The sequence below is a fragment of the Streptomyces sp. NPDC059679 genome (genome assembly GCF_042734105.1).
Lineage (GTDB): Bacteria > Actinomycetota > Actinomycetes > Streptomycetales > Streptomycetaceae > Streptomyces.
This window is the reverse complement of the sequence record NZ_JBHWES010000049.1, coordinates 1-25,349: the sequence shown is the minus strand read 5'-3', so window position 1 is coordinate 25,349 and position 25,349 is coordinate 1. Positions and strand designations below refer to the sequence as shown.

The following is a 25,349-nucleotide window of genomic DNA, read 5'->3' as shown; positions in this document are numbered from 1 at the left end:
TCGCTCCCCTATCACATAGCTCCGGAACAGATGGTTCCCGTGCGGTCCATCGATCGAACCTTCCCCGGGGGTTTGTGTTTTTCCCGGAAAAGCGGTTTCCTATTCTCCCGTAGTGTAATTACCTGGGGGGTGGGGACATCAGCGCCTAACGCTGCGGCCCGAGCTCCCCGGTTTCTCTGAAAGGAACCCCATGGCACAGAAGGTTCAGGTCCTTCTTGTCGACGACATCGACGGCGGCGAGGCGGACGAGACTGTGACGTTCGCACTGGACGGCAAGAGCTACGAGATCGACCTCACCACGGACAACGCGGACAAGCTCCGTGACGCCCTGGAGCCCTACACCAAGGGCGGCCGTCGCACCGGTGGCCGCGCGGCCGCTGCTCGCGGCAAGGCGGCGGCGCGTGCGACGACCGGTGGCAGCCAGGACACCGCGAAGATTCGCGCCTGGGCCAAGGAGAACGGCTACGAGGTCAACGACCGCGGGCGTGTTCCGGCGACTGTGCGTGAGGCGTACGAGAAGGCGAACGCCTGAGCGCGTCACCTTCTCAGGCTTATCCGGCTCGCCGGGCTCCCCGCTGTCCCGGCAAGAGCCGACCGCGCAACAACCGGGCACGGTGGCACTCAGTGGCCGCCGCACCCACGAGCCGTACGAGATCGGGGGCGTCCCCATCGCCCCCGAACCCTGCCACCGGCAGCATCGGCTCCACCTCACTCCCCGGCTCGGGAGGTCGCAGCCATACGGCGGCCTCCTGCGGGATCGGCTCCCCGAGTGCCGTCCCAAACGGCCGGGAGGGGGGACAAGGCGCGATGATCCGGCCGCCCGCACCGATCGCGGTCAGATCGAGGGGGACCTCGCCCCATTCCAGCCAGTCGAGCAGCCCCGGCAGCTCGTCGGCGCTGCCCGCGGCCACCAATAGCCGCATTCTGGGGCCCTCCACCGCGACCGGACCGGTCCGCGGTACGCGTCGCAGCAAGGCGAAACCGGCGTCGGCCGGCAGCTCCAGCACGTCGAAGCGCACCCCCGTGAGCAGTTCGACGGGATCGCTGCCGGTCGTCGGCCATCCCAGCCCGCTCTCGTACCACTGAGCCCACGCCCCCGGGGCGCCGGGCGTGGCGGGCGCGGCCGGGATCTCCAGGGCACGGATGTCCGGGACAGTGGTGTCCGGGACGGGGATGTCCCGGGTCGTGAGGGCCATGCCCGGAGCAACTGCGCCCATCTACGAAAGTTACGTGAGGTCACGCACAGTGACGCACGCCCCCGATTGCGCAATGTCGCGACGGGGATGCGCTCCGTATCGGCCAAGGGGTCTACAGGAGTGGTGAACGGGCGCAAGGTTGTTCGCCCGTAGCGGAGGGAACCCGCTCGCGCCGCATGGAGTGTCAGCCCATGCGGGTAAGACATGCCTAGTGGGAGGGGCGGTCCACGGGCCGGGAAGCGATCGCGTTCGCCATGGGCGTAGTGGCGGCGAGCGTAGATGCCTGGCCTGCGGGAACATCGTCTCGCACCATCGGGTTGGAGCTGTTGTCGGCTGTTCGGGGAAAGGGGGCAGCGCTGCCTTCCTCGCAAGAGCGGGGGTGATCCGGACGGGTGTCGGCAGTTGGAATGAGCGGTCCCCGCTTGCGGGACTAAGCTGCGGAAGGACAGAGAGGGGAGCGCCCCCTTACTGCCTGACCGCTCTGAGGAGCGATTAACGATGTTCGAGAGGTTCACCGACCGCGCGCGGCGGGTTGTCGTCCTGGCTCAGGAAGAAGCCCGGATGCTCAACCACAACTACATCGGCACCGAGCACATCCTCCTGGGCCTGATCCACGAGGGTGAGGGTGTCGCCGCTAAGGCCCTGGAGAGCCTCGGGATTTCGCTCGAGGCGGTCCGCCAGCAGGTGGAGGAGATCATCGGCCAGGGCCAGCAGGCCCCGTCCGGTCATATTCCCTTCACCCCCCGTGCAAAGAAGGTCCTGGAGCTTTCGCTCCGCGAGGCCCTTCAGCTCGGCCACAACTACATCGGCACGGAGCACATCCTGCTCGGCCTGATCCGCGAGGGCGAGGGCGTCGCAGCCCAGGTCCTGGTGAAGCTGGGCGCCGATCTGAACCGGGTCCGGCAGCAGGTCATCCAGCTGCTCTCCGGCTACCAGGGCAAGGAAGCCGCCACGGCCGGCGGCCCGGCGGAGGGCACCCCCTCCACCTCGCTCGTCCTGGACCAGTTCGGCCGCAACCTCACCCAGGCCGCCCGCGAATCCAAGCTCGACCCGGTCATCGGGCGCGAGAAGGAGATCGAGCGGGTCATGCAGGTGCTCTCGCGCCGCACCAAGAACAACCCGGTCCTCATCGGCGAGCCCGGCGTCGGCAAGACGGCGGTCGTCGAGGGCCTGGCCCAGGCCATCGTCAAGGGCGAGGTGCCCGAAACCCTCAAGGACAAGCACCTCTACACCCTCGACCTGGGCGCCCTGGTCGCGGGTTCCCGCTACCGCGGTGACTTCGAGGAGCGCCTGAAGAAGGTGCTCAAGGAGATCCGAACCCGCGGCGACATCATCCTGTTCATCGACGAGCTCCACACCCTGGTGGGTGCGGGTGCCGCCGAGGGCGCGATCGACGCCGCGAGCATCCTCAAGCCCATGCTGGCCCGCGGCGAGCTGCAGACCATCGGCGCGACCACGCTCGACGAGTACCGCAAGTACCTGGAGAAGGACGCGGCCCTGGAGCGCCGCTTCCAGCCCATCCAGGTCGCCGAGCCGTCGCTGCCGCACACCATCGAGATCCTCAAGGGCCTGCGGGACCGCTACGAGGCGCACCACCGCGTCTCCATCACGGACTCCGCCCTGGTCGCGGCCGCCACCCTGGCCGACCGCTACATCTCGGACCGCTTCCTGCCGGACAAGGCGATCGACCTGATCGACGAGGCCGGCTCCCGGATGCGCATCCGCCGCATGACCGCACCGCCGGACCTGCGCGAATTCGACGAGAAGATCGCCGATGTGCGCCGGGAGAAGGAGTCCGCGATCGACTCGCAGGACTTCGAGATGGCCGCGGGCCTGCGCGACAAGGAGAAGCAGCTCCTGGCCGCCAAGGCGAAGCGCGAGAAGGAGTGGAAGGCCGGCGACATGGACGTCGTCGCCGAGGTGGACGAGGAGCTGATCGCCGAGGTCCTGGCCACGGCCACGGGCATCCCGGTCTTCAAGCTCACCGAGGAGGAGTCCTCCCGCCTGCTGCGCATGGAGGACGAGCTGCACAAGCGCGTCATCGGCCAGAAGGACGCCATCAAGGCGCTCTCCCAGGCCATCCGGCGCACGCGTGCGGGTCTGAAGGACCCCAAGCGCCCCGGTGGATCGTTCATCTTCGCGGGCCCGTCCGGTGTCGGTAAGACCGAGCTCAGCAAGACCCTCGCCGAATTCCTGTTCGGCGACGAGGACGCGATGATCTCGCTCGACATGTCGGAGTTCAGCGAGAAGCACACCGTCTCGCGGCTCTTCGGCTCCCCGCCCGGATACGTGGGCTACGAGGAGGGCGGCCAGCTCACCGAGAAGGTGCGCCGCAAGCCGTTCTCCGTGGTCCTCTTCGACGAGGTCGAGAAGGCCCACCCGGACATCTTCAACTCGCTGCTGCAGATCCTGGAGGACGGTCGCCTGACCGACTCCCAGGGCCGGGTCGTGGACTTCAAGAACACGGTCATCATCATGACCACCAACCTCGGCACCCGGGACATCTCCAAGGGCTTCAACCTGGGCTTCGCCGCCCAGGGCGATGTGAAGACCGGCTACGAGCGGATGAAGGCGAAGGTCAACGAGGAGCTCAAGCAGCACTTCCGGCCCGAGTTCCTCAACCGCGTCGACGACACGGTCGTCTTCCACCAGCTCAGCGAGGAAGACATCATCCAGATCGTCGACCTCATGATCGACAAGGTGGACGAGCGGCTCAAGGACCGCGACATGGGCATCGAGCTCAGTGGCGATTCCAAGAAGCTGCTGGCCAAGAAGGGCTACGACCCCGTGCTGGGCGCCCGGCCGCTGCGCCGGACCATCCAGCGCGAGATCGAGGACGTGCTGTCGGAGAAGATCCTCTTCGGCGAGCTGCGCCCCGGTCACATCGTGGTCGTGGACACCGAGGGTGAGGGTGAGGAGAAGAAGTTCACCTTCCGCGGCGAGGAGAAGTCGGCCCTGCCGGACACCCCGCCGATCGAGTCCGCGGCAGGCGGCGCGGGCCCGAACCTCAGCAAGGACGCGTGACATCCCGCCAGGGAGTCGCGCACAGCGCCCAGGGGCTGCCCCGGACCGTGTGAACGGTCCGGGGCAGCCCTTTTGCATGTCGTAGCTCAGCCGGGGTTCCAGGGGTCTCTGGAGGGGCCATGAGGCCCTTGCAAGGCCCCATTGCCGAGCAGGGCGGGCAGGGGCCCGTAAAAGCCCCTGGAAGCCCTCCTGGGACCCTGGCGCGTTCGGGGCGGCCCTCGGGGCGAGAACCCCTCAGGGCCGCGTCACGATGGCCTGTACGCCCTCGGGGACCCCGGTCACGTCGGCGTCGTGCAGCTCTTGCGGGTTCGACACCGGAAAGTCGAGTTCCCGCTCATCGAGATGGGCGATGATTTCATCCGCGTAGCGGTCGGTGTCATAACGCTGCCGGGCCATGACGAGCACGGAGCGTATGGCCCAGGAAGTGCGGTCCCGCAGCCGGCGCGCTTCCTTGTCCGGGACAACTGTCGGATCGGGCAGTATTTCCAGCACGATAGGGCCGATCCAGCCAAGCCCCGAGCCCGTTCCAAGGTGGTCGGGCGGACCGGATCCCGGGTATAGCGGTGCGCCCGGGCGACATTCTGATCAACTCTTCCCGGTCGTCCTCGTGGTCGTGTTCGATCAGGAAGTCGAAATCATGCCGTTCGGCGGCCGCTCTCGCGCTCAGATAGCCCCGGAAGGTCCGCCGCACGCGGTCCTGGAAGGTCCGGTGCGCGTAGTCCTGGAAGGTCCGGTGCGCGAAATCGATCGCGTCCGGCGCGGGCTCACGCAATAGTCCGGTACGGATGTCCGCCCCGCCGTCGATGAGCATCCGGCGCGAGAGCTTCTGCGGCGGCTGGATCTTCGGTTCCCGGGTGAGATCGATTGTGCGCAGATCTGCCCGCGCATCCGCGGATTCGTGGCCGGCCGCCCTCCCCGGCTCCCGGGCCGTATCAATTGCGGGTACTCAGCCGGACACCCGGATAGCGGGGGCTGGTCAGGCCGGAAGTCCGCTCGGCATAGAAAGCGGGGGCGCCGGGTTCAGGCAATCGATGTCGTGTAACGTAATCGTCCTGTTCTGCACTGGAGGGGATGCTGTCATGGAGCCGGCCGAAGAGGTCCGATACCTGATTCTGGCCGCGCAGCGAGAAGGCAATCTCCGCCTTGCCCGGGCGTTGCGCCCGCTAGGGGTCACCCCGGCGCAGGCGGAGGTGGTGCGTCTGCTCGCGGAGCGGCAGCCGCTGACCATGTCCGGGCTCGGCGAACTGCTGGTCTGCGAGAGCGGCAGCAACCCGAGCCGACTGGTCGACCGGCTGGTGGCGGCCGATCTGGTGCGGCGGGTCCCGAGCAGTCAGGACCGGCGCCAGGTGGAGCTCACGCTGACGGAGGCGGGCGGCAAGATCGCGCGTGAAGTGGCCGGGACCGAGGCGGAGTTGCATCGCGGGATCGAGGCCGCCGGTGCGAGGCACGACCTGGATGGCGTGCTGGGGTTCTTGCGCTCACTGGTGGAGGGCCAGAGCGCTGGCGACGCTGTGGCCCGCCGGGCGGGGCGCCCCGTGGCGTAGTCCGGCTGCCGCATGGAGCTGCTTCCTCCAGCTGCTTCGCGAGCAACATGTGTCGTGTAATCTAATGACACGACATTGAACGGCGTGACATTGATCGTCGCCGGCGTCGCCCCGACACGGAGGACACAAGAGCTATGGCATCCCAGGAATACGAGGCGATCCCCAGCCGGCGGATCGTCGTGGAACGGTTCGGCGGCGTCGAGGAGCTGCGCGAGGTCGAGACGACTGTCGCCGCCCCACCCCCGGGGCACACGCGGGTGAAGGTGCTCGCCGCGGGCGTGGGGTTCACCGACCTGATGGCCCGGGCCGGCGAGTACCTCCTGCAGCGCAAGGTGCCGTTCAGCCCGGGCTACGAACTGGTCGGCGAGGTGGTCGACACCCACGGCGAGGGCTTGGCGCCAGGCACGCTGGTGGCTGCCGCCCTGCCCAGGATGGGGGCCTACACCGAATACGCCGTGCTCCCGGACTGGCTGCTGGTGCCGCTCCCCGACGGACTGGACCCGCACCTCGCGGCGGCGGTGCCGCTGGACTACCTCACGGCGCTGAGCGTGCTGGAGACGCACGCTCGGGTGGCCCGCGGCGGCACCGTCCTGATCCAGGGGGCCGGGGGCGGAGTCGGCCAGGCGCTCAGCCAGCTCGGCCGCCGCAGCGGGCTGCGGATGTACGGCACCGCCTCCGCCCCAGGCAGCGCAGAGCGACTGGCCCGGTACGGCGTCGAGCACGTCGACTATCGGCGCCAGGACTTCGAGACCGTCATCCGCGAACGTGAACCCCACGGAATACAAGCGGTGTTCGACCACATCGGCGGCGCCAACCTCGCCAAGAGCTACCGCATTCTCGCCCCGGGCGGCGTGCTGGTCAGCTACGCCTTCGCCGGCCGCCCGGGCCACATGATCGGCGACACCGTCCGCGGCGCCGCCCGGGTCAAGCTGATGAACATGCGACCCGGTCGACGGACCGCCTTGTGCATGCTCCCCAAGGAGCTGAACGCGAACCGCGACTGGTACCGCACCGGCCTGGCGCGGCTGCTCGCCCTGGCCCGCACGGGCGGGATCGAGCCCAGCATCGCCGCACACCACCCGCTCGCAAAGGCCGCCGACGTACACGCCGCTCTGGAACGCCGGGAGACCACGGGCAAGATCGTCCTCACCGCCTCATGAAGTCGCGTGCTCAACCCCCGAAGGACTCCCGGAACGGACCACTCAGGCCCGCGCGCCACCGTCGACCGGCAGGACCGCGCCGGTTACGTACGAGGCGCGGTCGCTGAGCAGCCAGGCGGCGGCCTGGGCGACTTCGTCGGGGTCGGCCTGGCGGCGCAGCGGGGTCCGTGCGGTGATGCGTTCGAGGAGACCGGGCGATTCGGCTTCCCAGGTGCGGATCATCTGGGTCGCCGTGCCGCCGGGGGCGATCGCGTTGACGCGGATGCCTTCCGGGCCGTAGGTGACGGCGGCCGACTCGGTGAGGCTGTTGAGCCCCCGCTTCATCGCGCCGTACGCGGGCAGCTCGGGGTTGCCCCTCAGACTGCCGACGCTGGAGTTGTTGACGATGGCGCCCGTCCCCGCGGTGGCCCGGATGGCGTCGACCTCGGCGGCCATGGCCAGCCACGGGCCCTTGAGGTTCACGGCGTATACGTAGTCGAAGTCGGCCTCGCTGACCTGGTCCATGGGGCCCGGCGGTACGAACGTCCCGCCGTTGTTGAAGGCGACGTCGAGGCGGCCGTACAAGTCCACGGCGCGCTCCACGGCGGCCCGGACACTGGCCGGGTCGGCCAGGTCGCACACCACGTAGTCCGCGGTGCCGCCCGCCGCCCCGACCTCCTCGGTCACCGCCTTGAGCTGGGCCTCCGTACGGGCCGCGAGCAGCACCCGGGCGCCTTCCCGGGCGAACAGCCGCGCCGCGGCGGCGCCGATGCCGCGCCCGGCGCCGGTGATGAACGCGACCTTGCCGGCCAGCAGGCCCAGGGCCGCGGGGGCGGATGTTTCGGTGTGGGGTGTGCTGGTGTGGGGTGTGCTGGTGTCGGGTGTGCTGGTGTCGGGTGTGCCGGTGTCGGGTGTGTTGTCCAGCGTGTTGTCCATGGCGGCGAGCCTGCGTCCGGCCGTATCGGCTATCCAGGCACCGGCGGTACCTGGATAGGCGCCGCGACATCCGCCCACACTGGAGGTGTGGACAGACGACAACTGGCGGACTTCCTGCGCAGCAGGCGTGAGCGGATCACCCCCGCCGACGTAGGGCTGCCCGCCGGACCGCGGCGCCGCACTCCGGGGCTGCGCCGCGAGGAGGTGGCGCAGCTGGCGTTCATCTCGACCGAGTACTACGCCCGGCTGGAGCAGGCCCGCGCCCCGCGACCGTCCCGCGAGGTCCTGGCCGGACTCGCCCGCGCCCTGCGCCTCACGGACGCCGAGCGCGACCACCTCCACCACCTCGCCGGCGCGCCGCCCGGCCCCTTGCCCGGGCCCTCGCGCGAGGTGCGGCAGAGCATCCTCGACCTGCTGCACCGGCTGCCGCAGGCCGCCGCGACGGTGATGTCCGCGACGTTCGAAGTGCTCGCCTGGAACGATCTGGCGGCCGCCCTCATGGAGGACTTCTCCGCCCTGCCACGGCGCGACCGCAACCTCGTGCGCCGCGTCTTCCTCGGGCCGCACCGGGACGGGCAGCGGCTGTACGGGGTGTCCGACGCGGACGCGTTCGCCCGCAACTCGGCCCAGCGGCTGCGTGCCACCGCCGCGCGCTACCCCGACGACCCCGAGGTGACCGAGCTGGTGGGCGAACTCCTCGCCGGGAGCCCGGAGTTCGCCCGGCTCTGGGCCTCCCATGATGTGTGCGCCGAGCCCACGCTGTGCAAGACCTTCCAGCACCCGCTGGTCGGCCCGGTCACCGTCAATTGCGACGTCCTCGCCATCACCGGCCAGGACCAGCAGGTCGTCATCTACACCGCCGACCCCGGCTCGCCCTCCGAGGAGGCGCTGCGGCTGCTGTCGGTCATCGGCACCCAGCGGATGGATGTGGCCCGCTGACTGCTGGGCTCTGCCCTCCAGTGGTGCTCCACCAGGACTCCGGCAATGTGCCTGGGCGACGCGAGCACACTGCGGTGAGTGTCATGTGCTCCGCGCCGGGCGCTCGGTGTGCCCGGTCGCGGCACCCGCGTATGGAAGGAGCCCTTGTCATGCTTCGTGCTCGCTCATTCGCCATCGCCTCGGCCGCGTTGGTAGCGGCCCTCGGCGCCGCGTCCTCCGCGACCGCCGCCCCCACGGCCCCCACGGCCCCGGCCCGCCCGGCGGCCTACAGCTGCTCCCCGGGGTACTTCTGCATCTACAGCGACTGGGACGGCGGCGGCACCCGATGTCAGTGGTCGCAGCCCAGCAAGGCGAACACCGCCGACGACTGTTCCTTCATTCGGAACGGTCAGAACGTCCGCTCTGTGTGGAACGGAACGGGGCAGCGGAAGCAGTACTACACCCAGACCAACTACCACTCCCGCGTCGGCTCCACGTCCGCCGGCGCGGGCGGCAACCTGCAAGGCAGCTACCAGATCCGGTCCTTCAAGCCGCAGTAACGCGGACGGTCGGCTTTCCTGAGCGGGAGGGGGCGCGACTGCCGCGCCCCCTCCCGCTCAGCTGTGTGTCCGGTCGAGCCCGCCGGCCTTCACGGCCCGTATGAAGCGTCGCAGGGTGGCGGGGGTGGTACGGAGTACGGTGTCGGGCTCGTCGCTCTCCCGCATGTGTATGCCGTCGTGGGCGGTGGCGAGCTCCACGCAGTTGGCCTGGTTCTCGCTGAACGTGGACTTCCGCCAGTTGAGCAGCGACATGTTTGCCCTTTCTAGAGGGTGTAGAGGACGTACTGGATCAGACCCAGGGAGTCTCGTGAGTCGTGTGTGACCGGGGTGACCTGGGTGTCTACGGCGGGCAAGGCTGCCGAGCGCAGTCGATCGAACTGCCGCCGGTACTTCGTGACTGAGTCTCCATCGTGCAGATACAGGGACTGCGCAGGGGTTTCGATCAGCACGGTCTCAAGTGAGCTGCCATGGGAGGTGAGGATGAAGAAGGGCGTGCTCAAGGTGGACACGCCTCCGGCGGAGAAGGGAAGCACCTGAATGCTTACGTGCGGCAGATCCGCCAACTCGATGAGGCGCAGTAGTTGCTTACGCATCACCGCTTGCCCGCCAAAGCGCATGTGCAGCGCTGCTTCGTGGATTACGGCGTGGATCTCCGGCGGACTCTCCCCAGTGAGGACTGTTTGACGCTGCATGCGGAAGCCAACCGCGGTCTCGATGTGGTCGAGCGTGTTGACCTCGTCGTCAGCGTGAAAGATGGAGGCCGTGTAGTCCTCCGTCTGGAAGAGGCCAGGGATGAACAGCGACTCGTATGAGTGGAGTTCGTTCGCCTTCGACTCGAGCTCGGCCAAGTCCAACGCGGAAGGTGTGAGCTTGCCCTTGTACGCGCTCCACCAGCCCTTGCCCTTGTCCTCCGAAAGGGTGACAAGCGCCTCGATGTAAGTTGAACTCGTGCATCCGTACGACTCGCATAGTCGGCGCAGCCGTTCCGTCGAGATCGCCGTGCGACCGCCCTCGATGTGGGTCAGGTGCACGCGCCCCATGCCGATGAGGGCTCCGGCCTCATTCAGCGTCAGCCCTGCTTGCTCGCGCAACCTTCGCAGCTCCGCAGCGAGTCGGCGTTGCCGTTCGGTGGGATTGGTACGCAGTGCCAACGGTCTCTCCTCAGCGTGTGGTTCACAGTCTGCCGTCGAGTGACGGGTCGGTCCATTCGTTCGCGCGAATAAGTTGAACTTGTCACTCCTTGCCTCTACTGTATGTGTGGCGACAGTCACACAGCGGAGCTGTGCGGGGCCGCCTCAACCCTCACCTACGGAACGCCACGGAGGCGTCTCATGGGAGTACATGCAGAGCCGGGCGCGGCCGCCCCCGGGAATTCCATCGGCGGAACCGAGCAACTTCCGCACCACTACACCTTGTCCGCCCCCGGCATCCCCATCGCGCCCAGACTGTGCCGAGACTTCGTACGCAACCTGCTCGTGGCCTCCGGGCTGGGCCAACTCGCCGACACGGCGGCGTTGTGCACATCAGAGCTGGTGACCAATGCGCATCAGCACGGCAAGGGAGACGTGCGGCTCGCCGCCACCATCGAGTGCACCCGCGTGCGGGTCGCGGTTCACGATGATGGCCCCGCGTTGCCGTCGCCCCGTCGCGCGGCGAACGACGACACGCATGGGCGCGGCTTGTTTCTGGTCACCGCGCTCTCGGACGTGTGCGGCCTGACGGTCGACGAACAACTCGACGGCACGGGCAAGGCCGTGTGGTTCGAGCTCAGCCTCCCGCCGGGGGCCAAGGCGTGAACGCCCAGGCCCCCGGTGAGCGGGTCGCCGACATCGTTCGGGACGAGTTCGCCGCGCTGGGCGTGTGGCTTCCCGACATACGTGCGGACCTTCGGGACCCGCAGCGGCCGCTGTTGGTCGTCGGGACGGTTCCCTTGGGGACCGGCTTCGCGATGCTGCGCGTGCTCGCGGACTACCAGCGGCTGTTGAAGGCCGAGCAAGTTCGGTTAGGACGAAGGGGCTAGAGCGCGCTCAGCACCCTAGAACCCGCCGAACGCGCAGCGTTTCAGGGTGATTGGGGCCGAGGACGCGTTCGCACAGCGGAAGGGCTGCTCGCGCCGCGCTTTCGGCCTCTGCCGTCCGCCCCGCGCGAGCAAGATAGTCGGCCACCTGGCTGTAGTTCTCCACGAGAAGGGGGCTCTCAGCTGCGAGAGCCTGCTCGCGTCCGGAGATGGCCCGGCGGGTCAGCTCAACCGCTTCCTCCCAACGCTCGCGCCCTGCGACCACCTGGCTGAGCAGAACGACAACGCCCAGCGTCATGGGGTGGGTAGGCCCCTGCACGCGTTCCCGATCCGCCAGAACTCGGCGCGTAAGCGGCTCTGCTTCTTCCGGGGCGCCCAGTCGAGCGACGCCGAAGGCGTATGCGTGACGGGCGGATAGCGTCGTGGGGTGATCGGCGCCAAGGTGCCGCTCGCAGTCGTCGACCGTCTCGGGCGACACTTGTGCGAACTCCTCGTACTCGCCAGATGTGGCGAGTTCCTCGATCAGCATCGCCCGGCTGCGCAGCGCCCTGGGATGCTCCACCCCCAAAGCGCTCCGCAGCCCCTCCGCCGCGCGACGCAGCAAGGACAGCGCCTCAGCCCGCCGCCCCAACCTGAAGAGCGGCTGCTGGAGCCCGTGACACGACTCAAGCGTGTCGGGGTGGTCAGGCCCCAGGACGCGTTCGCGGACGCGCAGCACCTGGCTGTGCACCTCCTCCGACTCCGCGATGCGACCGAGCCGGAACAACGAGCGCCCCGCGCGCTGCAGCGCGCTCAACGTCAGCCGGTGCTCAGCGCCGAGCATCCGTTCCGCCGCCCCCGCGGCCTCCTGGGCCAGGGCCAGGGCGGCGGCGTAGTCACCGGTCTCATGGACGCGTTCAGCGAGGCGTACGGCCAACCCCACCACCCGTTCCGCCGTCCTAACGTCTCCCTCGCGCAGCAGCCGCACCGCATGCGGCACAAGCAGCGCAACAAACCCGCCCCCGACCCCGTCCCCGCCATCCGCCGGAAGCGCCGCCTCCAACAGCCTGACCGCCGCCTCCGTCAGGGCTGGGCGCTGTTCGGCAGGAGTGCCCGAGGCGACGCTGTCCAGGAGTACGCCGTGCACCTGGACGCAGCGCACCGGCTGCTCCCCATCCGTACCGCCCGGCGCGGAGACGATCGCGGCCAGGGAGTGGTCGAGCAGCCCGCGCAACGCCGGTTCGACACGGGCGGCGTCGAGCAGGCCCGTCCCGCCCAGCGACGCCGGGGACAGAACCGCGAGCGGCAGCGGGTCCGGGCTCCAGCAGGACAGCAGCCGCAGCAGCGTCGTGGCCTCGGGCAGACCCTGGTCGACCAGCGCGTCCAGGGACAGCTGCCAGGTGCGGCTGACCAGGTGGCGGGACTCGGGGCGGCCGGAATCCAGGGCCGCGCCCTGGTCGATGAGGCCGGTCGGGTCGGCTTCGAGGCGGTTTCGGTACTCGTCCATGGACCAGGACTCCAGTAGCTGGTGGTGCAGGTAGGAACCCGCGAGGGTCAGGGCGAGCGGGAGGCAGCCGAGGCGGAGGGCGACCTGTTCGGCCGCCGCCGGGGTGCCCGCGTGGGGCGCGAGGTCGCACAGGACCTGGGCCGCGTCCTCGGTGGGGAGCACCCCGACGGGGTGCAGGACCGCGCCCCGCCAGGCGCGCGAGGTGGCGTAGCGGGTGGTGACCAGGACCGTGCCGCGCGGGCTGGCGCGCAGCCAGCCGCCCTCCTCCAGGATCGCCGGGTCGTCGGCGTTGTCGATCACCAGGAGCCAGGGTTCGGCGGAGTGGTCCAGGTGGTGCCAGACGAGGTCCGCGGCGGCGCGCTGACCGCTGTGCGCGGCGGCCAACTCGCCGGGGCCCGCGCCCCGGTCGGCCGCGACGGCCAGCATGCCCGCGCGCAGGGACAGCCGCTCGGAGGCGTTGACCCAGAACCCGACCCGAGCCCCGTCGCGCGCGGACTCCGTGAACACAGCGTGCGCCACCGCCGTTTTGCCGCAGCCGCCCATGCCGTGCAGTACGTGGATCTGTCCGCTGTCGCCACCCACCGCCGTACGTAATCGCCGCATCAGCTCCGCCCGGTCCCGCAGGACGGCCGGGGCACGGCCGACCAGGGGGACGCGTACGGAGTCCGGGCCGCCGAGCCCCGGGGTCGGCGCCCCAGCGAACAGAGAGGCGCCGGGCGCGTAGTGGTGATGGTGTTCGCTGATGTGCTGGTCGCCGGCCGACTGGAAGACCCGCCCGTGCCCGGAGGCTCGGCCTTCCGCGTACGGGGGAGGCGGGCCGCTCACCGCTCGGTGATGTGCTGGTCGCGGCCCGCCTGGTAGACCCTGCCGCTGCCGGAGGCCTCGGCCCGCATATGAATGGTGGTGTTCATCGCCTGATCGTTGCCCGGCAGGGCCGGGCTCAACTCGTCCAGGATCCGGCGCAACTCCTCGACGACCTCCGGATGCGCGGCGAGGAACCGCCGCATACGGCCCGCCCATTCCTCGCTGAGCTCGCGCCGGGTCTCCTCGTCCTCCGAGTCGTCCGCGTCACGCGCGGCCAGCAGGTCGTCGCGCGTGGTCTCGAGCTCGCCGTCGATCCCGTCGGCGCGGTCCGGCTGGGCCCGGCGTCATAACGCGACGATCCGCTCCCGGGCTCGCTGCCATGCGTCGGTGGCCATCAGAGTCACCACGGTGGACCCTGCCGTCCGCGCGAGGTCCGCGATCTGCGGCTCCATTCCGCCCCCCTGTCCCCATCAACCCGTCCCCGTCAACCGTCTTTACGATACGGCGGCCGTGGGGTGCCGGGGGGCGGCTGTCAGGCGGTCTCGTCGAGGAGGCGGCGGTGTTCGGCGGGCAGCCGCAGGCGGGCTCCGGCGAGTGCTTCGTCGAGCTGTTCCGGGGTGCTGACGCCGACGATCGGGGTGGCGGCCGGGCTTCCGCCGATCAGCCAGGCCAGGACGACCTGGTTGCGGCTGACCCCGAGTTCCCCGGCCACCTTGTCCAGGGCCGCCAGCCGCTGGGTGGTGCCGGGGTGGTCGTAGGCGGCGCGGAGGGGGCGGTCCGGGCGGGCGTAGGAGCCGTTCAGCAGGGCGGTGTACACCCACAGGGACAGGTCCGGTTCGCTGTCGACGTAGTCGACGACCTCGTCGGTGACCCAGCCGAACCGGTGGGACTGGTCGGGCACCGGCGCGCCGGGGCGCGGCTGGAGGTAGGAGTGGCGCAGCTGGAGCGCGGTGTATCCGGCCCAGCCGTTGGCCGTGGCGATCTGCCGGGCCCGCTCTACCCGCCACACCGGGTTGGAAGCAGTTTCCGGATGTGTAGGCCGGCGTCGGCCATTTCGGACGGGTCAGGGTGTTGTGGTCGGCGGCGAATGATCTAGCCGGCGGTCATCTTCGGCCCTTCCTGTACAGATGGGATCAGTTGTTCGCCAATCGCTGTCATGTGCTTCCCGGGGAGTGGGGCGGGGGTTAGCTTCGGTTCGTCGAGATCATCACGGGTGGGTGGGGGTGCAAGGCGATGGGCAAGCGGGCGCGGGGAGCGAAGGGGCGGGAGCAGCGCCCCTACCGTGCGCTGTCCGTCCCGTTCGTGGTCGCCCCGCCCTCCGGGTGCCGCATCCGCACCCGGCTGCACCTCTCGCCCGCCGACGAGGAGGTCCTTCGCGCGGCGGGCACCCACCTGGGCGCTCTGGCGGGTGCGGATCTGGCAGCTCGGGTGCGGATCGGCAACGTGTCCCCGGCCTTCAACCAGCGGGCCGCGCGGAAGAAGGCGCTGACCGCGCAGTCCTCTTCCCGCTGGGCAGGATCCATCACCCGCACCAGCGAGAACCAGTACCAGCTGGCACGCCGGGCACTTGATGCCCACATCGGATCGCTGCGCCGGGCGATCGCCACGATCACCGCCCGCCTCTCCGTCACACCCGGCACCCGCGAGCAGCACGGGCGCCAGGTGGTGCGCGGGTATGCCGATGGCGCCGAGCGACGGTCGAAACAGTGGCGCCTGCAGATCCTGCAGGGAGACCTGCGCCAGGCGGTGCGGGAGCGGGCGGGCGGCCGGGTGCGGGTCACCCGTGGCGGGCGCGGGCTGCTCGACGCCCGCCACCACCTCTACGACAGCGCCGGCGCGCCGAAGCCGCTGACCGAGGCGGACTGGCAGACCCGGTTGGCGGGGTGGGACACGCAGTGGTCGGCGCGGCGGATGTTCCTCACCGCGGACGGTGAGGCGGGTGCGCCGTTCGGGAACTACACCATCGGCATCGACCCCGCCGAGGGCACGATCGCGATGGTGCTGCCCGGTCCCCTGCGCCAGGTGTACGCCAACGCCCCGCGCGGGCGTTATGTGCTGGATGCGGCGGCGCACTTCAGCCACCGGGGCGCGCAGTGGGCGGACCGGATCGCCTCGGGCGCCTCGGTCCGCTACGACATCACCTACGACCCGGCCCGCGGGCGCTGGTACCTGGATGCCTCCTGGTCCACCACAGCCAAGGGCCAGACGGATAAGGGCCAGACGGCCCCTGCCCCGGCCCTTGAGACGCTGCGCCGGCATTCGGTGCTCGCTGTGGATGTGAACGCCGATCACCTGGCCGCCTGGGTCCTGGACCCTTGCGGCAACCCCGTCGGCGCTCCCCACGCGATGCCTCTGGAACTGTCCGGACTGCCGGCCACCACCCGCGACGCACGCTTGCGCGAGGCAATCTCCCAGCTCCTGCACCTCGCCCAGCGGCATGAGTGTGCGGCGTTGGTGATCGAGAACCTGGACTTCGCTGACGCCCGCGCCACCGGGCGGGAGAAGCTGGGCCGTGGGCGGCGCGGCAGGGCTTTGCGCCGCATGGTGGCGGGGATCCCGACGGCCAAGTTCCGTGACCGCCTGTCCGGGATGGCCCACCACGCCGGACTCTCCGTGATCGCGGTCGACCCGGCGTACACGAGTAGATGGGGCGCCCAGCACTGGCTGAACCCCTTGAAGGGGCAGACTTCTACCGGCTCGGCCACCGCCGTGAGCGGGCATCATGCCGCCGCGGTGGTCGTCGGCAGACGCGGTCTGGGCTGTACGGCCCGACGCAGGAATGACGGACCCCGCCAAACCTCTGCCACCGCCGCCTTGCGGCGTGCTGAGACAGGGGCCGTGCGACCGGAGGATCGCACCGGGACAACCGCCCCCGCAGCGTCGAGTCACCACACCTCAGACCGTACGGAGCGGACAGCTCCGGCACGGACCTCGCGCAGCACCCCCGTGGTGCGTCAGACGCGAGCGCGCCCACCCGGAAAGCACCCGCCCCACGGCCCCAACACCGTTCGGGGGCCCAGCATCCATGACCAGCAACTCAAGCTGTTCGGTATGCCCGATACGGCCAATATTGGCCAATCACCTTAGGAACGGTGGTTGGAGCATCCCAGCTGCCCCACGACGCCCTCGGCCACCAGCGCGCCGAAGCCTTCCGCGGACTCCGCCAGAGAGACCGTGCGGTCCTCCATGTGGGCCCAGTACAGGTCGATTCGGTCGGTGCCGAGTCGGCGCAGGCTGCCCTCGGCGGCGGCCGCCTTGAGCGCTGACGCCGACAGGCCCTCGCGGTTGGCCGGCCAGTTGCCGGGGCCGACGGGTTGGGCGCCCGCCTTGGTGCTCAGGTACATCTGGTCGCGCAGGGAGGGGCGGCGGGCCAGCCACTGCCCGATGACCTCCTCGCTGTGCCCGCCGCGACCGCTCGGGTCGGTCCAGAAGGCGTAGCAGTTGGCGGTGTCGACGAGCGTCCCGCCGACGCCCGCGAACCGGTCGAGCAGGTTCAGCGACGTAGCGGCGTCGACCTTCGTACCGAACCCCATGGTTCCCAGCGCGAAGTTCACATCAGGCACAGCGCGGTCCTTACCCGGCGAGTGTGCAGAGAGATGCATTGCGTGCCGGGCAGCTTGGCAATCGAACTGGGCTCGAAGGCAAGCCGGTTGCACGTACGTTCCTAGTCCTTGGTGATTCGCTTCTCGAACCAGTGGTGCGCGTACGGCTCGTTATTGAAGGCCGCCACCTCCTCGAAGCCGAAGGAGTGGTACAGGCCGATCGCCGCGTCGAGCGCCTTGTTGGTGTCCAGGCGCAGTACGTCGCGGCCGTGCTCGGCGGCCCGTACCTCCAGTTCGGCGAGGAACCGGCGGGCCAGGCCGAGGCCGCGCGTGTGGGGCGCGACCCACATGCGTTTGATCTCGGCCGGGGCGCTGGGCGGCAGCTTCAGTCCGGCGCAGCCGACGGGTTCGCCGTGCAGCCGGGCGATCAGGAACAGGCCGTGCGGGGGACGGAGTTCGCCCGCGTCGGGCAGCAGGCTGCGCGCGGGGTCGAAGCCGGTCTCGAAGCGCTCCTGCAGCTCGGTGGCGTACGAACGCAGGCAGTGCTGGGCGTCGGGGTGGTCCGGGTCGGCCGCGTCCACGGTGACCGTCGCGGCGGTCAGCAGCCGGTCGACCTCGGCCATGGCCGCCACCAGCCGGGTGCGCTGGGCGGCGTTGAGGGGTTCCAGCAGGGAGCCGGCCAGCTCGTCGCTGCGGCGGTCGAGCGTGGCGCGCTCCGCGCGGCCCGCGTCGGTGAGCCGGACAGTGCGCACCCTTCTGTCCTCCGGGTGCGGCTCCAGCATCACCAGGCCGTCGCTCTCCAGGGAGCGCAGCAGTCGGCTGACGTACCCCGAGTCGAGCCCGAGGCGTTCGCGCAGCCGCCGTACGTCCTGGCCCTGCTCGCCGATCTCCCAGAGCAGCCGGGCCTCGCCGACGGGCCGGTCGCGGCCCAGGTAGTGGTCGTGGAGCACGCCCACGCGTTCGGTGACGGTGCGGTTGAACCGCCGCACCTGTTCGATCTGTGCCACATCCATTCTCTGACTCTAGTCAGAGAACTGTGGGGTCAGTCCTCAGCCGCCCCCGCGGGGTCGGCCGGGAGGCCCGTACGTCGTGGTACGCCGTCGAGCGCCGTGACCGTGACGCCAGTGAGTGCTTCGGCGCCGGTGAGCTCCGCACGGGCGACGGAGACGGCCTCAAGGGAGGACAGACCGGCGAGAGGGGCCAGATCGACTCGGCCCGGCTCCTGGCCGATGCGGAAGGTGATGCCCAGATGGCGGAGGTCGGGGAATGCCTCGGCGATCCAGGTGGTGGGCAGGTCCCGAAGGTAGACGTGCAGGTCGAGCCAGGTGAGGTGGGCCGGGAAGCCGTGCGGCGGGATGGTGGGGGACTCCAGGTTGATCTTCAGATGCCTCAGCGTTGGCAGGGTGTCCAGGCCGCTGGGGAACGTGTTCCCGGACGGACCCAGGTATGGGGCGAAGTCGAGGCTTTGGAGCGACAGCGCGGACAGCGGCGTCAGGTCCTGGGCCATGGGACAGCTGGTCAGCACCAGGGTGTGCAGATCCGACAGATGGCTCAGGGCGCTCAGGTCGGCGACGACATCGTTTCGGTCCAGCCTCAGATGGGTGACCTGGGTGAGGGAGTGGTTGGTGCGCAGCTCGTCCTCGGTGAAGTCGCCACGCAGCAGGAGTTTGGACACGCCACCCATGCTGTCGAGCAGACGCAGGTGTTCCTGTGTCTCGGCCACGAAGTACAGGTCGTCCGGGTCGAGACGGGCGATCACCTCGGTGAAGTAGCGCTCGGTGTCGAACCTGCCCCAGCTCGCCGTGAGTTGTGAGCGGACGAGCAGCGCGGGGTGGTCGGCGAACTGGGACAGATAGAGGATGGCCGCATCGGTGCCGATGTAGGAGGCGGTGACCACACAGTGGTAAGCCGCCTGATCGTCGGTGAGTTCGGCCGGTGGCGGCAGAAGCTCCAGGACGAGGGGTCCCACCATGGCGAGGTTGCGGGCTTGCCCCGGGGTGTCGGGCGGGATGAGGCCACCGGCGAGCTGGGTGACCTCGTCGCGCACCTTGGGGTCCAGGTCGGGCGCGTGTTCCAGGCAGGCCAGGGCGAGCAGGTAGATGCGGAGGGCCGAGTCGGGGTCCTTCTGCGCCTGCGACAGCAGCTTAGTGAGGATCTTCGCCCGTTCCCGTGGGCGGGCGTGGGCGACCGACATGCGGATGACGTCCTCCCACTGGGCGTCGGTGGCGTGTCCGACGAGCATCCCGAAGTCTTCCTCCTCCACGGCCGCCTTCGCCCCGAGGAAGTCCTGAAAGGTGCGATGGACGAAGTCCATCGTGCCGACGGACGGTTCGCGGAGCAGACCGCTGCGCAGCAGCAGGTGGCTCAGGATGCGTGGGGCGTCGCCGAGCGCGGCGGCTGCGGGGACGGAGGGGAGCGCGTCGTCGATGATGCGCACCGCCTGGGCGCGGTCGAGCTCCGCCTCGCCGTTGCGGATGAGGTAGTACGCGAGCCGCTGGAGGAGCTGGACCTGCGGCTCCTCGTCGAGCTGGACGTCTCCGGGGGCGTAGATATGGCGCTCGGTGTCGCGCCGGGCGAGCAGCATGGACAGCGCCGCGTCGTACAGCCCCTTGCGGCCGGGCGGCAGATAGCCGCGGCGGGCCCGGTGCAGGGCGCAGATCAGGCCGCACATCAGGGGGTTGGTGGCGAGGAGTCCGAGGTCCGGTTTGGTGCGTACGGCGGTGTGCAGGGCCGACTGGTAGCCGTCGAGGGCGGTGCGGTCCTCGTCCGTACGGCAGGTCGCGCGGGCGGCGTCGTGCCAGCGGTCGATGAAGGCGCCGAGGTCGTCGTGGCTCATGGGGGCCAGGGCGAACTCGGCGAAGCCTTCGGTCTCCAGCCAGTTGTCGGCGACGGCGGAGGGGCGGGAGGTGACCAGCCAGAGGTTGTCGGGGAAGGCGAGGAGCAGATCGCTCAGCCAGACGCGGGTGCGCTCCCGGTCGCGCTCGGGGATCTCGTCGATGCCGTCGATGAGCAGCAGCCCGCGCCCGGCGCTCAGAACGCGGTCGGCCCAGCCGTCGGGCTGGGCGCCGTGCCGGGGGTTGTGGACGGCGGCGAGGAAGCGGTCGGGGGTGGGGAGGGTGTCCTGGCGGGCGATGGTGCGCAGGGGCAGGACGAAGGGGACGCGGCCGATCAGTTGCTCCATGCCGCGTGGCGGCTCCTGGCGGGCGGCGCAGACGGCGAGCCACTGGACGAGGGTGGTCTTGCCCGAGCCCGCGACGCCGCGCAGCAGCACCCGGCTGTGGCCGGACAGCGCCTGGTCGGCGGGGATGGGGGCCTCGGCGGCGACTTCTTTGACGAGCTCTTCGAAGTGAGCTATGACCTCCGTGGAGCTGGGGGCGGCGACCTCCGTGAAGCTGCGGAGGGCAGCCGCCTCCTTGGCTGTGATGCGGGCGACCTCCGCAGCGAGCGCCGTCGCGACCCGGTCGCGCGCCGGGGCGATCGCCTCAAGGCTGAGATACGCCGCATCCAGGGGCCAACTGGCCTCCGCGTGGCTGAGGTCGATGCCGACGATGGTCAGCGTCCCGTGCTTCTTCTGTACGAAGTCGGCGTAGTCCTTTTCGAAGCCCGCGTCCTCTGCCGACTGGGAGGGGATCCGCTCGATCAGGATGTCGATCTTGGTGATGAGATCGGTCAGCCGGCCGCTCTGTTCGACCAGGGTGCGGGGGACAAAGGTCGAGCGCTGGGTGAAGAAGTGCAGGATGTGCAGGCAGGCGGTGTGCAGGAGGAGGTTGTAGAGGCGGGAGGCGGCCAGGGAGAGCTGGTCGTCGGGGCGGCCGGCGGCCTGCCGGAGGTCCTTGGCCAGCCGCTCCGGGCCGAGGTGGACGGCCTGGACGTCGTCCATGGCCAGATCGCCCAGCGCGTGGAGGGTATGGGCCAGGGCGTCGGCCAGCACCTCGTCCTCGTCCGCGGGGATCGGCCGCTCGCCCTGTCCTGCCGACTGCACCGCGCGCTCGACCAGTTGGGCGGCGATCTTGTGGAGGTTCTTCTCCGTCAGGGTGCGCTTCTCGCCCTTGAACGAGACGAGCCCCGAGACGCGGACCGGCTTGTCGGCCAGACCGGCCCCCGGCGCCTCCTGCACGAAGAGCTTCTTGATCAGCGGCGTGACGACGGCCGAGGTGAGGCGAGCGCCGATGGTTGCGGGATCCACGTTCCCATCCCCCCGATGGTTTGGTGCGGACAGCGTACAGGACCGTATGGTCTTTGGTCCCGAAACGGACATCGAATGCCCGGGGATGCCCGGGATCGATGATCGGTGATCTTATGGCGCGGTGATATCGCACACAGGGCGCCGGGGCTCTACTACGGAAATTAGTGAATGCCTTCGACTGTGGGGCGCACGTGCGGTCGTAAGCGTGGGGTGAGTTTCCGTGGGTGGCCTCCCAATCGCTCATTGTGCCAGGTGGGCCCCATGATCGGAGGTTGGTGATCCGGATTCCGGGGTGCCTGATCGCGAATATCGGGGCGGGATCGGAGCCGTGGGTGAATTGTGGCTGCGACCGCTTTTCGTACGGCGCGGATTAGTAGTGATGCGGGTTGGCCTCATGGCCGGGTCGGGATACGAAAGAACGTCCGTTCCGGTCCCCGGCCGGGACTCACTCATCTTTCCGGAGGTAGTCCCCCTATGTCCCCGAACGCCAAATCCCGGCACCTCGAATCCCGGCGCCTCAAATCCCGTAAGGCGAGCAAGTCCGTTCTGCGTACCCGCGCCGCCGTGCTGGCCGCGGGCATGGGGGCCTCGCTGGCGCTGGGGGCGGGCGGCGCGTTCGCCGCGGACGCGGCACAGGGCAACGGTGTGCTGTCGGTGGCTCCGGCCAGTGACCTGAGCAAGTCGGTGCAGGCGCAGGCGGACGCCCTGCAGAAGGCGATCGACGCCGAGAAGGCGGCCGCGAAGAAGGCGGCGGCCGAGAAGGCGAAGGCGGCGGCCGAGAAGGCCGCCAAGGAGGCCGCGGCGAAGAAGAAGGCCGCGGAGCAGGCCGCCGCGAAGAAGGCCGCGGAGAAGAAGGCGGCGGCGGAGGCCGCGGCGAAGGCGCGGCAGGCCGCCGAGGCCCGCCAGAAGGCTGCCGAGGCCGCCAAGAAGGCCGCCGAGGCCAAGGCCGCCTCCTGGGTGACGCCGGTCGCCTCGTACCAGATCGGCGCTTCCTTCGGGCTCGCCGGCAACCTGTGGGCGCACAACCACAGCGGGCAGGACTTCGTCGTGCCGTCCGGCACCTCGGTGCGCGCCGTCCACGGTGGCGTGGTGGTCAAGGCCGGCGGCAACGGCGCCGGTGACGGCCCGGCGTACGGCAACGCCATCGTCATCAAGCACGCCGACAACACGTACTCGCAGTACGCGCACCTGTCGCTGGTGAAGGTGTCGGTGGGCCAGACCGTGGGCACCGGTCAGGAGATAGGCCTCTCCGGGAACACCGGCAACACGACCGGTCCGCACCTGCACTTCGAGATCCGTACGACGCCGAACTACGGCTCGGCCATCGAGCCGCTGGCCTTCCTGCGCTCGCACGGCGTCAAGGTCTGACGCACTGAACTGACCTGATGTGTTTTCGGACGGGGCCCGAGGTGGGGCGGGCCCCGTATCAGGCCGCGTCCGGGGTGCCGGGCCTCTCCTGCGGGTGCGCCTGCGCCAGCAGATCGAGGGCGACTTCGAGGGCGGCCTTCTGCTTTTCCTCGGGGTCGGCGTCGAGGTGCTGCATGGCGAACTGGGACGTATGCATGACGAAGATCGCGCTGAGGCTGCGGACCTGGTCGGTCAGCGGCGCGCTGGGGTCCCTCAGCAGGTCGCTCAGGGCGATCATCCGGTCCTTGAGGGTTTCGCCGGGCCGCAGATGGCTCATGGCGGCCTGGTTCTGCTGCATGAACCGGAACAGCGGGAGGGCGCTTTCGAGGGCCACGCTGTAGCGGCGCATCAACTCCTGCTTGGTCTCCAGGGTGCGGGGCTGCTGGCGGCCCCAGGCGAGCAGTTCGTCCAGCGGCCGGGCCAGGTCCTGGAACAGGCTGATGAGGATGTCTTCCTTGGTCTTGAAGTGGTAGTACAGCGCGGCCTTGGTGACCTCGAGCCGCTCGGCGATCTCGCGTAGCGAGGTCTTCTCGTAGCCCTGCTCGGCGAAGAGCTCCAAGGCCACGTCCTGGATGCGCTGCCGGGTGTCGCCCCGGCGCGCCTGCGGTGTGTTGCCCATGGTGCTCTCCTGTGGTCGTGGGGGCCGTACGCGGCCGAACAGAACTTACTTGACGCCCGGCTAGTAGACGCCGTACCTTCTCCACTGTACTCAACTAGCCGGGCGGCAAGTAAGTAGCCGGTCGCAGCAATTGGCCGCACCCCAGGGGGGAAGTGGAGAGAATGTCCCAGAAACAGTCCGGAGGCGGAGCGTCATCCGTGTCACCGCAGCCCAGCGCGGAGGCCCCGCAGTCCGGCGGGGAGGGCGCGCAGCCCGGCGCCGAGGCCGCGTCCGGCCGTAAGCCCCGCTCCACGGGTGTGGTGATCTTCGCGCTGATGATCGCCATGCTGCTCGCGATGCTCGACAACATGATCGTCGGCACCGCGATGCCGACCATCGTCGGCGATCTCGGCGGGCTCGAACACCTCTCCTGGGTGGTCACCGCGTACACCCTGGCGACCGCCGCCTCCACCCCCATCTGGGGAAAGCTCGGCGACATGTATGGACGCAAGGGCATGTTCCTTACGTCCATCGTGGTCTTCCTGGCCGGTTCGGCCCTGTCCGGCGCGGCCCAGGACATGGGGCAGCTGATCGGCTTCCGGGCCCTTCAGGGCCTGGGCGCGGGCGGTCTGATGGTCGGTGTGATGGCGATCATCGGCGACCTGGTCCCGCCCCGGGAGCGCGGCCGGTACCAGGGCATGATGGCCGGTGTCATGGCCGTGGCCATGATCGGCGGACCGCTGGTCGGCGGCACCCTCACCGACCACCTCGGATGGCGCTGGATCTTCTACATCAACGTCCCCCTCGGCGTGATCGCCCTGGCCGCGATCACCGCGGTGCTGCACCTGCCGAAGAAGCGCGCGCAGGCACGGATCGACTACATCGGCGCGGGGCTGCTCACCATAGGCATCACCTCGCTCGTGCTGATCACGACCTGGGGCGGGAACGAGTACGCGTGGGGCTCGGCCCAGATCATCGGTCTCGGCGCGCTGGGGATCGCCGCGCTCATCGCCTTCGTGGCCGTCGAGCGGCAGGTCGCCGAGCCCGTGCTGCCGCTGCACATATTCCGTAACGGCAACTTCTCGCTCATCACGGTGATCGGCTTCCTCACCGGCTTTGTGATGTTCGGGTCGATGACCTTCCTGCCGCTCTTCCAGCAGACCGTCCAGGGCGCCTCGGCCACCAACTCCGGCCTGCTGCTGCTCCCGATGCTGCTGGGCATGCTGGTCGTCTCGCTGATCGCGGGCCGGGTCACCACCCAGACCGGCAAGTACCGGATCTTCCCGATCCTCGGCGGCGGCCTGATGGTGGTGGGCATGTTCCTGCTGGCCCTCATGGACACCGGCACCACCCGCCTGACCTCGGGCATCTACATGGCGGTGCTCGGCGCCGGCATGGGCTTCCTGATGCAGACCTCCATGCTCATCGCGCAGAACAGCGTCGAGATGAAGGACATGGGCGTCGGCTCCTCCTCCGCCACCCTCTTCCGCACCCTCGGCGGCTCCTTCGGCGTCGCCATCCTCGGCGCGCTCTTCACCAACCAGGTGAAGGACACGATGATCGACCGGGTCGGCGAGAAGGGCGCGGCGGTCACCTCCGGCGGCGCCAACCTCGACCCGTCGAGGCTCAAGAAGCTGCCCCCGGACATCAGGGACGCGTACACCCACGCGGTCGCGAACGGAGCGCACCAGGTCTTCCTGTGGGGCGCGGTGATCGCGGTCGTCGGCTTCCTCGCGGCCTGGTTCATCAAAGAGGTCCCGCTGCGCGGGTCCGGGCCCAAGCCCAAGGGCGAGGAGCAGGCCCCGGCCGACCAGATACCGGTGGTCGAAGCGGTCTGATCCGGCGCCGGCCGGACGGACACACGATGGACAAGCGTGAGGCGGGGGGGGGGGGGGGGGGCCCCCCCCCCCCCCCCCCGGTGGGGGAGGGCCCCCCCCCCCGTGACGGGGGACGGGCCCGGTGGTGGGGGGGGGGGCGCCGCCCCCCCCCCCC

23 protein-coding genes are annotated in these 25,349 nt (G+C 69.8%); 11 read left to right on the top strand and 12 right to left on the bottom strand.

Translation table 11 applies throughout. The features are described from left to right. Window positions 1–190: 190 nt before the first annotated feature. A complete protein-coding gene (locus ACFV2X_RS37520; protein ID WP_089512686.1) occupies window positions 191–532 on the top strand; it encodes an Lsr2 family protein in 342 nt (113 codons plus the stop codon). 19 nt (window positions 533–551) lie between these two features. Here ACFV2X_RS37520 and ACFV2X_RS37515 read toward each other — a convergent pair whose 3' ends face one another. After that, a complete protein-coding gene (locus ACFV2X_RS37515; protein ID WP_385625649.1) occupies window positions 552–1,196 on the bottom strand; it encodes an SCO3374 family protein in 645 nt (214 codons plus the stop codon). Between the two features lie 498 nt (window positions 1,197–1,694). Between ACFV2X_RS37515 and ACFV2X_RS37510 the strand changes: the two genes are divergently transcribed. Continuing rightward, entirely contained in the window at window positions 1,695–4,220 is a 2,526-nt protein-coding gene (locus tag ACFV2X_RS37510; RefSeq protein ID WP_385625549.1) for an ATP-dependent Clp protease ATP-binding subunit, read from the top strand. 234 nt (window positions 4,221–4,454) lie between these two features. Here ACFV2X_RS37510 and ACFV2X_RS37505 read toward each other — a convergent pair whose 3' ends face one another. Next, window positions 4,455–4,712, bottom strand: a complete 258-nt coding sequence (locus ACFV2X_RS37505) for a hypothetical protein (RefSeq protein ID WP_385625547.1) — start codon at window positions 4,710–4,712, stop codon at window positions 4,455–4,457. Between the two features lie 587 nt (window positions 4,713–5,299). Between ACFV2X_RS37505 and ACFV2X_RS37500 the strand changes: the two genes are divergently transcribed. Beyond that, a complete protein-coding gene (locus ACFV2X_RS37500) occupies window positions 5,300–5,764 on the top strand; it encodes a MarR family winged helix-turn-helix transcriptional regulator (protein WP_385625545.1) in 465 nt (154 codons plus the stop codon). Between the two features lie 134 nt (window positions 5,765–5,898). After that, complete coding sequence (locus tag ACFV2X_RS37495) at window positions 5,899–6,924, top strand: zinc-binding dehydrogenase (RefSeq protein WP_385625543.1); 1,026 nt, start codon at window positions 5,899–5,901, stop codon at window positions 6,922–6,924. A gap of 42 nt (window positions 6,925–6,966) precedes the next feature. On the opposite strand, the gene ACFV2X_RS37490 is transcribed toward ACFV2X_RS37495, so the two are convergent. After that, on the bottom strand, window positions 6,967–7,839 hold the full coding sequence (locus tag ACFV2X_RS37490) for an SDR family NAD(P)-dependent oxidoreductase (RefSeq protein WP_385625541.1): 873 nt from the start codon (window positions 7,837–7,839) through the stop codon (window positions 6,967–6,969). Window positions 7,840–7,926: 87 nt separating this feature from the next. On the opposite strand from ACFV2X_RS37490, the gene ACFV2X_RS37485 reads away from it, so the two are divergent. Both ACFV2X_RS37485 and ACFV2X_RS37480 read left to right on the top strand, forming a co-directional pair. After that, window positions 7,927–8,778 carry a helix-turn-helix transcriptional regulator gene (locus ACFV2X_RS37485; protein WP_385625539.1) on the top strand — a complete coding sequence of 284 codons (852 nt, stop codon included), beginning with the start codon at window positions 7,927–7,929 and terminating at the stop codon, window positions 8,776–8,778. 149 nt (window positions 8,779–8,927) lie between these two features. Further along, window positions 8,928–9,317, top strand: a complete 390-nt coding sequence (locus ACFV2X_RS37480; RefSeq protein ID WP_385625537.1) for a peptidase inhibitor family I36 protein — start codon at window positions 8,928–8,930, stop codon at window positions 9,315–9,317. 57 nt (window positions 9,318–9,374) lie between these two features. On the opposite strand, the gene ACFV2X_RS37475 is transcribed toward ACFV2X_RS37480, so the two are convergent. Next, window positions 9,375–9,569: a DUF397 domain-containing protein gene (locus tag ACFV2X_RS37475; protein WP_385625535.1), complete on the bottom strand. Its 195-nt coding sequence runs from the start codon at window positions 9,567–9,569 to the stop codon at window positions 9,375–9,377. A gap of 11 nt (window positions 9,570–9,580) precedes the next feature. After that, window positions 9,581–10,468, bottom strand: coding sequence for a helix-turn-helix domain-containing protein (locus tag ACFV2X_RS37470; RefSeq protein ID WP_385625533.1), 888 nt, complete (start codon window positions 10,466–10,468; stop codon window positions 9,581–9,583). Between the two features lie 180 nt (window positions 10,469–10,648). Here ACFV2X_RS37470 and ACFV2X_RS37465 point away from each other — a divergent pair, with 180 nt between their 5' ends. Together ACFV2X_RS37465 and ACFV2X_RS37460 are read left to right on the top strand one after the other, a co-directional pair. Continuing rightward, the gene (locus ACFV2X_RS37465) at window positions 10,649–11,113 is read left to right on the top strand and encodes an ATP-binding protein (protein WP_385625531.1); all 465 of its coding nucleotides are present in this window, start codon (window positions 10,649–10,651) and stop codon (window positions 11,111–11,113) included. Then, window positions 11,110–11,337, top strand: a complete 228-nt coding sequence (locus ACFV2X_RS37460) for a hypothetical protein (protein ID WP_385625529.1) — start codon at window positions 11,110–11,112, stop codon at window positions 11,335–11,337. The genes ACFV2X_RS37465 and ACFV2X_RS37460 overlap by 4 nt, the downstream gene beginning before the upstream one ends. 7 nt (window positions 11,338–11,344) lie before the next feature. Here the strand turns inward: ACFV2X_RS37460 and ACFV2X_RS37455 are convergent, their stop codons facing one another. From ACFV2X_RS37455 to ACFV2X_RS37445, 3 genes are all read right to left on the bottom strand, one after another. Beyond that, on the bottom strand, window positions 11,345–13,645 hold the full coding sequence (locus ACFV2X_RS37455) for a tetratricopeptide repeat protein (RefSeq protein WP_385625528.1): 2,301 nt from the start codon (window positions 13,643–13,645) through the stop codon (window positions 11,345–11,347). Then, a complete protein-coding gene (locus ACFV2X_RS37450; RefSeq protein ID WP_385625526.1) occupies window positions 13,642–13,827 on the bottom strand; it encodes a hypothetical protein in 186 nt (61 codons plus the stop codon). The genes ACFV2X_RS37455 and ACFV2X_RS37450 overlap by 4 nt, the downstream gene beginning before the upstream one ends. Window positions 13,828–14,156: 329 nt before the next feature. Next, complete coding sequence (locus ACFV2X_RS37445; RefSeq protein WP_385625524.1) at window positions 14,157–14,633, bottom strand: aldo/keto reductase; 477 nt, start codon at window positions 14,631–14,633, stop codon at window positions 14,157–14,159. A 224-nt stretch (window positions 14,634–14,857) separates the two neighbouring features. Here ACFV2X_RS37445 and ACFV2X_RS37440 point away from each other — a divergent pair, with 224 nt between their 5' ends. Beyond that, window positions 14,858–16,711 carry a hypothetical protein gene (locus tag ACFV2X_RS37440; RefSeq protein ID WP_385625522.1) on the top strand — a complete coding sequence of 618 codons (1,854 nt, stop codon included), beginning with the start codon at window positions 14,858–14,860 and terminating at the stop codon, window positions 16,709–16,711. On the opposite strand, the gene ACFV2X_RS37435 is transcribed toward ACFV2X_RS37440, so the two are convergent. From ACFV2X_RS37435 to ACFV2X_RS37425, 3 genes are all read right to left on the bottom strand, one after another. Continuing rightward, entirely contained in the window at window positions 16,708–17,187 is a 480-nt protein-coding gene (locus ACFV2X_RS37435) for an aldo/keto reductase (protein ID WP_385625520.1), read from the bottom strand. The genes ACFV2X_RS37440 and ACFV2X_RS37435 overlap by 4 nt on opposite strands. A gap of 101 nt (window positions 17,188–17,288) precedes the next feature. Then, window positions 17,289–18,179 carry a GNAT family N-acetyltransferase gene (locus ACFV2X_RS37430; RefSeq protein ID WP_385625519.1) on the bottom strand — a complete coding sequence of 297 codons (891 nt, stop codon included), beginning with the start codon at window positions 18,177–18,179 and terminating at the stop codon, window positions 17,289–17,291. Between the two features lie 29 nt (window positions 18,180–18,208). Continuing rightward, window positions 18,209–21,352, bottom strand: coding sequence for an NACHT domain-containing protein (locus tag ACFV2X_RS37425; protein ID WP_385625517.1), 3,144 nt, complete (start codon window positions 21,350–21,352; stop codon window positions 18,209–18,211). 474 nt (window positions 21,353–21,826) lie between these two features. Here ACFV2X_RS37425 and ACFV2X_RS37420 point away from each other — a divergent pair, with 474 nt between their 5' ends. Next, window positions 21,827–22,720, top strand: coding sequence for a M23 family metallopeptidase (locus ACFV2X_RS37420; protein ID WP_385625515.1), 894 nt, complete (start codon window positions 21,827–21,829; stop codon window positions 22,718–22,720). Window positions 22,721–22,778: 58 nt separating this feature from the next. Here the strand turns inward: ACFV2X_RS37420 and ACFV2X_RS37415 are convergent, their stop codons facing one another. Next, entirely contained in the window at window positions 22,779–23,378 is a 600-nt protein-coding gene (locus ACFV2X_RS37415) for a TetR/AcrR family transcriptional regulator (protein ID WP_385625513.1), read from the bottom strand. Between the two features lie 296 nt (window positions 23,379–23,674). Here ACFV2X_RS37415 and ACFV2X_RS37410 point away from each other — a divergent pair, with 296 nt between their 5' ends. Further along, window positions 23,675–25,195, top strand: coding sequence for an MDR family MFS transporter (locus ACFV2X_RS37410; RefSeq protein WP_385625646.1), 1,521 nt, complete (start codon window positions 23,675–23,677; stop codon window positions 25,193–25,195). The last annotated feature ends 154 nt before the right edge of the window (window positions 25,196–25,349 follow it).

What these genes read in the sequence shown, in the direction of transcription:
- ACFV2X_RS37520 (WP_089512686.1), top strand. Translation starts at nt 191, where the DNA reads ATGGCACAGAAGGTTCAGGTCCTTCTTGTCGACGACATCGACGGCGGC.
- ACFV2X_RS37515 (WP_385625649.1), bottom strand. Translation starts at nt 1,196, where the DNA reads ATGGCCCTCACGACCCGGGACATCCCCGTCCCGGACACCACTGTCCCG.
- ACFV2X_RS37510 (WP_385625549.1), top strand. Translation starts at nt 1,695, where the DNA reads ATGTTCGAGAGGTTCACCGACCGCGCGCGGCGGGTTGTCGTCCTGGCT.
- ACFV2X_RS37500 (WP_385625545.1), top strand. Translation starts at nt 5,300, where the DNA reads ATGGAGCCGGCCGAAGAGGTCCGATACCTGATTCTGGCCGCGCAGCGA.
- ACFV2X_RS37495 (WP_385625543.1), top strand. Translation starts at nt 5,899, where the DNA reads ATGGCATCCCAGGAATACGAGGCGATCCCCAGCCGGCGGATCGTCGTG.
- ACFV2X_RS37490 (WP_385625541.1), bottom strand. Translation starts at nt 7,839, where the DNA reads ATGGACAACACGCTGGACAACACACCCGACACCGGCACACCCGACACC.
- ACFV2X_RS37480 (WP_385625537.1), top strand. Translation starts at nt 8,928, where the DNA reads ATGCTTCGTGCTCGCTCATTCGCCATCGCCTCGGCCGCGTTGGTAGCG.
- ACFV2X_RS37475 (WP_385625535.1), bottom strand. Translation starts at nt 9,569, where the DNA reads ATGTCGCTGCTCAACTGGCGGAAGTCCACGTTCAGCGAGAACCAGGCC.
- ACFV2X_RS37465 (WP_385625531.1), top strand. Translation starts at nt 10,649, where the DNA reads ATGGGAGTACATGCAGAGCCGGGCGCGGCCGCCCCCGGGAATTCCATC.
- ACFV2X_RS37450 (WP_385625526.1), bottom strand. Translation starts at nt 13,827, where the DNA reads ATGCGGCGGTTCCTCGCCGCGCATCCGGAGGTCGTCGAGGAGTTGCGC.
- ACFV2X_RS37440 (WP_385625522.1), top strand. Translation starts at nt 14,858, where the DNA reads ATGGGCAAGCGGGCGCGGGGAGCGAAGGGGCGGGAGCAGCGCCCCTAC.
- ACFV2X_RS37430 (WP_385625519.1), bottom strand. Translation starts at nt 18,179, where the DNA reads ATGGATGTGGCACAGATCGAACAGGTGCGGCGGTTCAACCGCACCGTC.
- ACFV2X_RS37420 (WP_385625515.1), top strand. Translation starts at nt 21,827, where the DNA reads ATGTCCCCGAACGCCAAATCCCGGCACCTCGAATCCCGGCGCCTCAAA.
- ACFV2X_RS37415 (WP_385625513.1), bottom strand. Translation starts at nt 23,378, where the DNA reads ATGGGCAACACACCGCAGGCGCGCCGGGGCGACACCCGGCAGCGCATC.